Source organism: Mycobacterium sp. E3247, assembly GCF_001667785.1.
GTDB lineage: Bacteria > Actinomycetota > Actinomycetes > Mycobacteriales > Mycobacteriaceae > Mycobacterium.
Genome location: NZ_LZJG01000555.1, coordinates 1 through 8,183 on the forward strand (window position 1 = coordinate 1; position 8,183 = coordinate 8,183).

9 protein-coding genes and 1 pseudogene are annotated in these 8,183 nt (G+C 70.2%); 4 read left to right on the top strand and 6 right to left on the bottom strand.

What is annotated here, in order from left to right:
- Positions 1–125: 125 nt before the first annotated feature.
- The 5 genes from proC to A9X04_RS28530 are packed head-to-tail and all read right to left on the bottom strand — an operon-like array spanning position 126 to position 4,718.
- The gene (proC, locus tag A9X04_RS28510) at positions 126–1,001 is read right to left on the bottom strand and encodes a pyrroline-5-carboxylate reductase (protein ID WP_197509475.1); all 876 of its coding nucleotides are present in this window, start codon (positions 999–1,001) and stop codon (positions 126–128) included.
- A 27-nt stretch (positions 1,002–1,028) separates the two neighbouring features.
- Positions 1,029–1,868 carry a thioesterase family protein gene (locus tag A9X04_RS28515; protein WP_067928299.1) on the bottom strand — a complete coding sequence of 280 codons (840 nt, stop codon included), beginning with the start codon at positions 1,866–1,868 and terminating at the stop codon, positions 1,029–1,031.
- Positions 1,869–1,884: 16 nt separating this feature from the next.
- Positions 1,885–2,727, bottom strand: a complete 843-nt coding sequence (locus A9X04_RS28520) for a sugar phosphate isomerase/epimerase (RefSeq protein ID WP_067928303.1) — start codon at positions 2,725–2,727, stop codon at positions 1,885–1,887.
- Between the two features lie 24 nt (positions 2,728–2,751).
- Entirely contained in the window at positions 2,752–3,705 is a 954-nt protein-coding gene (locus A9X04_RS28525) for a hypothetical protein (RefSeq protein ID WP_067928306.1), read from the bottom strand.
- Positions 3,702–4,718 (bottom strand): Ppx/GppA phosphatase family protein, encoded by a 1,017-nt coding sequence (locus tag A9X04_RS28530; RefSeq protein WP_067928309.1) that lies wholly within the window; start codon positions 4,716–4,718, stop codon positions 3,702–3,704. The genes A9X04_RS28525 and A9X04_RS28530 overlap by 4 nt, the downstream gene beginning before the upstream one ends.
- 209 nt (positions 4,719–4,927) lie before the next feature.
- On the opposite strand from A9X04_RS28530, the gene A9X04_RS28535 reads away from it, so the two are divergent.
- Positions 4,928–5,713 (top strand): hypothetical protein, encoded by a 786-nt coding sequence (locus tag A9X04_RS28535; protein WP_067928310.1) that lies wholly within the window; start codon positions 4,928–4,930, stop codon positions 5,711–5,713.
- Here A9X04_RS28535 and A9X04_RS28540 read toward each other — a convergent pair.
- Positions 5,676–6,428, bottom strand: a complete 753-nt coding sequence (locus A9X04_RS28540) for a FadR/GntR family transcriptional regulator (RefSeq protein ID WP_067928313.1) — start codon at positions 6,426–6,428, stop codon at positions 5,676–5,678. The genes A9X04_RS28535 and A9X04_RS28540 overlap by 38 nt on opposite strands.
- A 42-nt stretch (positions 6,429–6,470) precedes the next feature.
- Here A9X04_RS28540 and A9X04_RS28545 point away from each other — a divergent pair, with 42 nt between their 5' ends.
- From A9X04_RS28545 to A9X04_RS28555, 3 genes and pseudogenes are all read left to right on the top strand, one after another.
- Positions 6,471–7,418: a hypothetical protein gene (locus A9X04_RS28545; RefSeq protein ID WP_067928316.1), complete on the top strand. Its 948-nt coding sequence runs from the start codon at positions 6,471–6,473 to the stop codon at positions 7,416–7,418.
- Positions 7,415–7,744: a hypothetical protein gene (locus A9X04_RS28550; protein ID WP_067928318.1), complete on the top strand. Its 330-nt coding sequence runs from the start codon at positions 7,415–7,417 to the stop codon at positions 7,742–7,744. The genes A9X04_RS28545 and A9X04_RS28550 overlap by 4 nt, the downstream gene beginning before the upstream one ends.
- Positions 7,741–8,183, top strand: a pseudogene (locus A9X04_RS28555) (gluconate 2-dehydrogenase subunit 3 family protein); the annotation flags it as partial. The gene A9X04_RS28550 and the pseudogene A9X04_RS28555, both read left to right, overlap by 4 nt.

Here is an 8,183-nt window from a genome sequence, read left to right on the forward strand (position 1 = left end):
TCAGGCCCGCGCAATGCCAGCGGCTTCCCCTCCGCTGGCACCCACACGTGCATACAAAGAGGAGAATAGCGGGACTAATGGGGTTACTGGTACTGGTGGGGGACAATCAGTTCAAATTTCTTGGATTACTCCGATGTAATTCTTAGCTGCTCAGAGCGCGTTTTGGCGGCCTGAACGGCCGCATCGACGGCCGCCCGCAGGCCGCCCCGTTCCAGTTCGCGAAGCCCCGCGGCGGTGGTGCCCCCGGGTGAGGTGATGGCGGCGCGCAGCTGCGTCGGCGTGGCGTCGACGCGCAACCCCGGGCCCTCCCCTTCGCCCGGTCGCCGCTCGCCGTCCATCCGTTCCAGCAGCATGGCCGCCGAGCCCGCCATCGTCTGCGCCGTCAGGTCGGTGGCCACGTCGCGGCTCAGCCCGGCGGCAACCCCGGCGTCCACCAGGGCCTCGACCATCAGGAAGAAATACGCCGGTCCAGACCCGGAGAGCGCGGTCACCGCGTCCATTTGGGCTTCCGGCACCGTCAGCACGCCGCCGACCGAATCGAACAAGGCCGAGACGCCCTCCAGCTGGGCGGCGGTGACGAACCGGCCCTTGGCCAGCGCGGTCACCCCGGCGCCGACCAGCGCCGCCGCGTTCGGCATCGCCCTGACCACCGGCGTGCCGGCGGGCAGCTTGGACTCGAAATACGAGATGCCGATCCCCGCCGCCACCGTGACGAACACCTGCTCGGCGGTGTCGCTCTCAGACGCCGCGGCCACCCGGGCCAGCTCCGTCATCACCGGCTCGACGTCGCCGGGCTTCACCGCGACCACCACGAACGACGCGTTCTCCACCGCCTCGGCCACCGAGGTGACCAACACGGAATAGGTGGCGGCCAGATACTCGGCGCGCTCCGGCACCCGCTCGGCCACCACCAGGTCCTTGACCTGCCGGCCCGCCCGCAGCAGACCCGACAGCAGAGCCTCCCCGATGCTGCCGCCACCGACGATCGCGATTCTTGCCATGCCCGACAGCATCGCAGACAGCGGCGGCTACCCGGCGGCAGGGACCAATGCCAATTGGCGGGCTTGCACCACCAAGCGGCCCAGACTGTCGACCACGGTGTGGTCCTCGTCGAACCAGTCGTGCCCGATCTCGGTACACGTCGCGATGATCCGCAGCCACCCGTCGCCGGGCAGGCCGCGCAGGAAAGCGGTCAGCTGGATGGTGGGAGCCCAGCCGGTGCGCTCCACCGCGAAGGTCACCGGCGCCGACAGATCCCCGCACATGAGCGCGAACAGCCCGTCCGGGGCCACCCCGCGCGGGCGCGCCCACATCTGGATCACCGGCGGGCCTCCGTCGGGTGGCTCCAGGCTCGACAGCACCGGCCGCACGTCGCAGCCTTCGCCCAGGTGCACCAGGCCGGCCAGCGGGTGGCCGGGCCCGATCGGTGCGACGTCGTCGGGCGGCTCCGGCGGCATCAGGCCCACCACCGGGTTGGCCGACAGCAGCGGCTTGGCTTCGCCATCGGGCGGGAAATGCTCCGGCTCGCCGAGGTTGACCACCGCATGCACGGCCGTGCGGTCGCCCTGGGTGAGCTCGACGTCGACGACGCTGATCCGGCGGCCGCGCTTGCGGATCGAGGTGACCAGCCGCATCGGTCCCGGATCGGGGGCCCACAGGAAGCTGGCCGACACCGCGACCGGTTCCAGGGCCGGTTCGAGGCCGGCCGACGGCCCACCGCAGGCGGTGCGGGCGGCTTTGGCGCACAGCGCCAGCATCGCCCCGCCGTGCACCTTGGGCCCGATGGTCCAGTGCTTGTTCAGCTCGCCTTCGAAGGTGCCGGGGCCGACCTCCCGCAACGCCATTGCGGTGGTGAATAACGCGTTCATGGTCTCCTGGATCTGATCAGCGCAGCAGGTGCGTGCGGGCGAACTGCAACGACTCGGCGAGCATGCTCTCGCGCTCGTTGGCTGAACGCGCGCTGGACGTCGACACCTCCAGGATGACGTGGCCGGCGAAGTGGCTGCCGGCCAGCATCTGGCAGACCTCGGCGGTGGGCTGTGTGCCCCGTCCGGGCACCAGGTGCTCATCGGCGGGCAGGCCGCTGCCGTCGCACAGGTGCAGATGGACCAGCCCATTCCCCATCCGTTGCGCCATGTCCAGCGAGTCGCTGCCCGCGGTCGCGGTGTGCGACAGGTCCAGCGTGTAGTGCGCGTGGTTGCCGTCCAGCGGGTCGTATGAGGGCGCGAACGCCGAGATCGCCGGGCCGGGGCCGCCGCCACGCCGGCGCATCCGTTCCCGCGACTGGCCCGAGCCGAAAAACCGGTCGGCCCGGAACGGGAACATGTTTTCCACCGCGACCAGCACGTCGCTCGACGCTTCCAGGGCGGCGACCTGGTCGCTGAAGCCCTCGGCATAGCGACGCTGCCAGCGAAACGGCGGGTGCACGACGACGGTCTGTGCACCCAGCTGTTCGGCGGCCCGGACACTGCGGTCCAGCTTCGGGATCGGGTTGGCTCCCCACACGCGCTGGGAGATCAGCAGGCAGGGGGCGTGCACGGACAACACCGGCACGCGGTAGCGCCGGGACAGTTTGGCGATGGCGTCGATGTCCTGGCTGACCGACTCGGCCCACACCATCAGCTCGACCCCGTCGTAACCCAGCCGGGCCGCGTACTCGAACGCGGCCTCGGCCCGCAACGGGTATACCGAGGCCGTGGAGAGTCCGACTTTGATAGCTGGGCGCAACGGTCTGTGTGGTTCCGGGTCCGCCTAGCCTGACTGCAAAGACAGCGCCAAGGGGCCCAGGGTGATCAGGGCCCCCACCGCGACGGCGATCAACGTGCTGGCGATGTCCTCCGTCTTGCGCACCACCCGGACGCCGACCACCAGGCCGAGGATCACCAGCACCGAGAGCACCAACGCCACGATCCTGTTCCAGCGCCACAGCTCGTCGAACGCGACGAACAACCCGGCGCCGAAAGCGACGGCCAGGATGGACTGGAACACCACCAGGCTGCCGCGCCACAGCGCCTCGAGCCGGCCCGCCGGGTGGACCTCTGTGGCCCGGTCGGCCTCGTCCTCGAGGTGGCCCTCCTCGCGCTCCTCGTGCGGCAAGAATCCGGCGGCCAGCAGGTCCGCGTCCTCTTCGGCCTCGTCGGTCTCGGTCTGCAGGAAGGAGCGGACGTACGCGGAGTCCTCCAGCGCGGGTTCGGCCTCGCGCACCTCCGAATCCATCACGTCCACCGGGAGGTCGGTGTAGTGGTCCATCGGGTCGGGATTCATGCCCTCGGCGCCGGATCGCCCGGTGCCGTTGGTCTCCCCCGCCTCGCCATGGCTCAGCGGGCGCGGGTAGGCACTGCGCTCCGGTCCCGCTGCTTTCTTGGGCTGCGACGGCGACTTGGGCCAGCGCGGCTCCGGCTGCGACCAATAGGCGGCGGGCCTGCTCTCGGTTTGCTGCCGGGGCGCGGCCCGCTCGGTGACGGGCTCCTCGGCTACCGGTTCTGCGCTGGGCCGCCCGGCCGTGCGCGGGTCCTCCTGGTCGTCGCGGATGACCGGGATCTCGCCGGTCAGCTCGGCGACGGTCACCGCGTCGCTATCGCCGCGGCGCCGGCGACGCCGCCGCGTGACCGCCGGGGCGCCGATGGTTCCGTTCTTGGCCAGAAGTTCGGCCACCGAGATCGGCCGAGTGCCGGGGCTCTCGGTCTCGGAGTGTGGTCCGGTCATGCTTTGTCGCCTCTCGATCGGTTGCCGTCCCGATCACCTGCCTGGCCTCCAGCATCGCGCACGGATCGCTTCATGAGGGGCGTTCCGTCGGCTTCGCTGTCGAGTTTGCGCAAGATGAGACCTTCCCGTAACGCCCACGGGCAGATATCCACCGATTCAATCGACAGCGCTCGCATACTCGCCTCCGCCACCAGCGCACCCGCCACGATCTGCGGCGCCCGCTCGGCGCTCACCCCTTCCAGTTCTGCCCGGTCGGCGGTCGTCATCCTAGAGATGAAAGATATGAGTTGCCTGAGGCCGTTTGCTGTGAGCGTCCTTTTCACCCGCGGTCCGGCGGCCGACGGTGCCGCGCCGGTGAGCCTCGCCAGCGAGCGGAACGTCTTCGACGTCGCCACCGCCAGGTCGGGCGCGCCGGCTTCGAGCACCGTCACGGCGGAATCGGCGAGCTCGGCGTCCAGCCAATCCCGCAGCATGCCGACCCGGCGCCGCCCGGGCGGATCGTCGGGCAGCCACTCGCGGGTCAGCCGGCCGGCGCCCAGCGGCAGCGACAAGGCCACCTCCGGCTCCTCGTCGACCCCGCTGGACATCTCCAGCGAGCCGCCGCCGATGTCGAGGTTGATGATTCGACCGGCGCTCCACCCGTACCAACGGCGCACGGCCAGAAAAGTCAGCCGGGACTCGTCGACCCCGCTCAGCGCCTCCAGCTCGACACCGGTCTCTTTGCGGACGCGGGTGAGCACGTCCTCGGAGTTCACCGCGTCGCGCAGCGCGGAGGTGGCAAACGCCATCAGCTCGGCGCAGCCCGAACTGTCCGCGATCTTGGCGAACTCGTCGATGGTGGAGATCAGCTTCTCCGCGCCCCGCTTGGTGATCTTGCCGGAGCTGTCGATCGACTCGGCCAGCCGCAGCGTCGCCTTCGTCGAACTCATGGGCGTGGGGTGCCCACCACGGTGCGCATCAACCACCAGCAGGTGAACCGTGTTGCTGCCCACGTCGAGGACGCCCAATCGCACGGGAAACAACCTAGTCGGGCGACGATGCGGGCCGCCTCGCGGCCCGCTGAGGAGCACGACAATTTAACCTTGCGGGCGACGATGCGGGCCGCCTCGCGGCCCGCTGAGGAGCACGACAATTTAACCTTGCGGACGACGATGCGGGCCGCCTCGCCGGGCCCCGAGTGTCAGCGGGCCGAACAGCCGGAATCGTCGTCTAACGTGGACCCGTGGCGAATTCTTACCCGGAGCGGGGAAACGAGGTCGAACTGGACTTCGCCCGTGAGTGGGTGGAGTTCTACGACCCGGACAATCCCGAGCACCTGATCGCGGCCGACCTCACCTGGTTGCTGTCCCGCTGGACATGCGTGTTCGGCACGCCCGCCTGCCACGGCACGGTGGCCGGTCGCCCGGATGACGGATGCTGCTCGCACGGGGCATTCCTGTCCGACGACGACGACCGCGCCCGGCTCGACGACGCCGTGCAGCAACTGACCGACGAAGACTGGCAATTCCGCGAAAAGGGCTTGGGCCGCAAGGGATACCTGGAACTCGACGAGCACGACGGACAGCCCCAGTACCGCACCCGTAAACACAAGGACGCCTGCATTTTCCTGAACCGGCCCGGCTTTCCGGGCGGCGTCGGATGCGCGCTGCACAGCAAGGCCCTCAAGCTGGGCGTCGCCCCCCTGACCATGAAGCCCGACGTCTGTTGGCAGTTGCCCATCCGGCGCAGCCAGGAATGGGTGACGCGGCCCGACGGCACCGAGATCCTCAAGACCTGGGTCACCGAATACGATCGGCGCGGCTGGGGCTCCGGGGGCGCCGACCTGCATTGGTATTGCACGGGCGACCCAGGCGCCCATGTCGGGGCCCAGCAGGTCTGGCAGAGCATGGCCGACGAGCTAACCGAGTTGCTCGGCGCGAAGGCCTACGCCGAGCTGGCGGCGATGTGCAAGCGGCGCAGCAAGTTAGGCCTCATCGCGGTGCATCCGGCGACTCGACTCGCCGAGTAGCCTCAGTCCTGTTGTAGGCCAAGACCATTCGCCCCGCACTCGCGTTCAGGTACTCCTCGACCGCGGCCGCGGCCGCGGCCTCGTCGCCCGCCAGCACGGCGTCGGTGATCGCGGCCAGCCCGGCCACCACGGGCGCGGCGTCGTCGTAGGCGGCGGTGAGCTCGTGCTCGCGGCCGCCGAAGGCGTGCTCGACCCAGCGATACAGCAAAGCCAGCGCCCGGTTGCGGCTCAGCTGGATCAGCACCCGGAAGTAGGCCAGGTCGGCGGCTTGGCGCGCCTCCGCGCTGTCGGCCTCCCGGACCGCGGCGAGCGCGCCGCGCAGGGCCTGCGCATCCTCGGCGCCGCCCCGTCGCGCGGCCGACCTCCCGATCAGCGGGCCCAGCGCGGCCCGGATCTCGAACAGCTCCACCAGGAACTCGGGCCCCAGTTTGCGGACCAGCGCCTCGACCACCGCGGGGTGGGTGAGCGCCTGCGGGTCCGCGACCACGTTGCCGCTGCCGTGCCGGGCCTCGACCAGGCCCATCTGCTGCAGCCGGGCCAGCCCCTGCCGCAGCGACGTGCGGTTGACGCCGAGCTGCTCGGCCAGGTCGCGCTCGGGCGGTAAGGCCGAGCCCGGCGGAAACGCGCCGTCGAGGATGGCGTCGGTGATCGACGCGGCGATCTGTTCATCGACGCGTTGGCGATCGAGGGGACGCAGCGGACTTGACTGGTTCATTGGTTCAACCAATATAGTGGACGAACCCATCGGAGGTGAGCAATGGACGAGGACACGCGATCGGCATCGGCGCCACGCTGGCGCGGCGCGGCCGGCCGCCTGGAAGTCTGGTACGCCACGCTGTCGGATCCGACGACGGGCGCGGGGCTGTGGGCGCACTGCGAGACGGTGGCCCCACTCGTTGGCGACGACCCCTACGCGCACGGCTGGGTCACCTGGTTTCCGCCCGACGGCCCGCCCCTCACGGGGCGGTTCGGGCCCGTGCCGACCCGGCCGGCGACCGGCCCGTGGTGGTTCGACGCCGCGGGCGTGCGGGTGGGCGACAAACAGCTCAGCGGGCACGCCGGGTCACTGGCGTGGGATCTGTCCTGGACGGACACCGGCGCTCCGCTCTGGACGTTTCCCCGTGCGGCGTGGGACCGCGAGCTGCTGCCGGGCGCCCAGGTCGTCCTCGCCCCGACCGCCGACTTCACCGGCTCGCTGACCGTGGGCGACGCCGCCGCGCCCATCGAGGGGTGGCGCGGCGGCGTCGCCCACATCTACGGGCACGGCAACGCCAAACGCTGGGGATGGGTGCACGCCGACCTGGGCAACGGCGACGTCATGGAGGTGGTCACCGCGGTCTCGCACAAGCCGGGGCTGCGCAGGCTGGCACCGATGGCGTTCGTTCGGTTCCGTATCGACGGAAAGGATTGGCCCGCAGGGCCTTTACCGTCGCTGCGCATGCGGACGACGCTGGGCCTGCAGCACTGGCAACTGGAGGGACGCATCGGCGGTCGTCGGGTGCTCATCCGGGTCGACCAACCGGCGGAGAAGTGCGTGAGCCTGGGTTACACCGATCCCGACGGCGGCAAGGCGGTGTGCACCAACACCGAACAGGCCGACGTTCACATCGAGATCGACGACCGGCGTTGGTCGGTGCTCGGTCATGCCGAGGTCGGCTTGCGCGGCGCCGAGGCACCCGACCTCAACGAAAGGATTCCGACATGAGTTTTCTCCTCGACCCCCCGCTGCTGTTCGCCGCCGGAGCGCTGATCGAGCGGCAGGTGCCTTCGGATCGTCGCGACGTCGCCGAGGCCGCCACCCTGGGCGTCTTCTTCGGCGGCTCGTTCGGGCTCTACAACAACGTGCCCGGGCTGGGTCTGCTGTGGCGACCCTTCCGCGCCCGCAATGGCCGCGACTTCATGTGGAACAGCGGGGTTTTCAGCGTGCAGACCGAAGAGCTCGACTGGCCCATGCATGCCGCGGCCGGGGCCATTTTCGCCACCTATCCGTTCTTCATCAAGATGGGCCGCCGCTTCGGACGCCTGCTGTGAGCCGTCTCGCCGGCCGGGCGACCGCCGCGTTCGGCACCGCGCTGCTGCCGCAGGAGTGCGGCGGCCCCCACCCGGCTCAGCTGGTCGAGCGCATCGAACGCTATCTCACCCAGTTGCCGGTGACGTCCCGGCTGGGTGTGCGCGCCGGGATGGCATCGGCAGCTGCCGCAAGCTATCTCACCACCGGACGATCATTGTCGCGACTGAGCCCTGACCGGCGCGACCAGGTGCTGCGGCGGGTGGCATCGCTCAGCCCGGAGGCCGGTGCGGCCGTCGAAGCCGTGAAGGCAATCGTGTTGCTGGCCAACGGCGCCGATGCCTACGCACCGGAACTCTTCGCCCGCGCGAACCGGCATGACGTGGCGCGGCCCGATGCGGACCTGGCCGTCACCGTGTCGGCCGACAGCCCGTCCGTCGTCATCGCCGACGCCGTGGTGAT

Excerpts from the sequence above, each read along its gene's own strand:
- A9X04_RS28525 (WP_067928306.1), bottom strand. The coding sequence starts at position 3,705 with ATGACCGGACCACACTCCGAGACCGAGAGCCCCGGCACTCGGCCGATC.
- A9X04_RS28540 (WP_067928313.1), bottom strand. The coding sequence starts at position 6,428 with ATGAACCAGTCAAGTCCGCTGCGTCCCCTCGATCGCCAACGCGTCGAT.
- A9X04_RS28550 (WP_067928318.1), top strand. The coding sequence starts at position 7,415 with ATGAGTTTTCTCCTCGACCCCCCGCTGCTGTTCGCCGCCGGAGCGCTG.
- A9X04_RS28545 (WP_067928316.1), top strand. The coding sequence starts at position 6,471 with ATGGACGAGGACACGCGATCGGCATCGGCGCCACGCTGGCGCGGCGCG.
- A9X04_RS28515 (WP_067928299.1), bottom strand. The coding sequence starts at position 1,868 with ATGAACGCGTTATTCACCACCGCAATGGCGTTGCGGGAGGTCGGCCCC.
- proC (WP_197509475.1), bottom strand. The coding sequence starts at position 1,001 with ATGGCAAGAATCGCGATCGTCGGTGGCGGCAGCATCGGGGAGGCTCTG.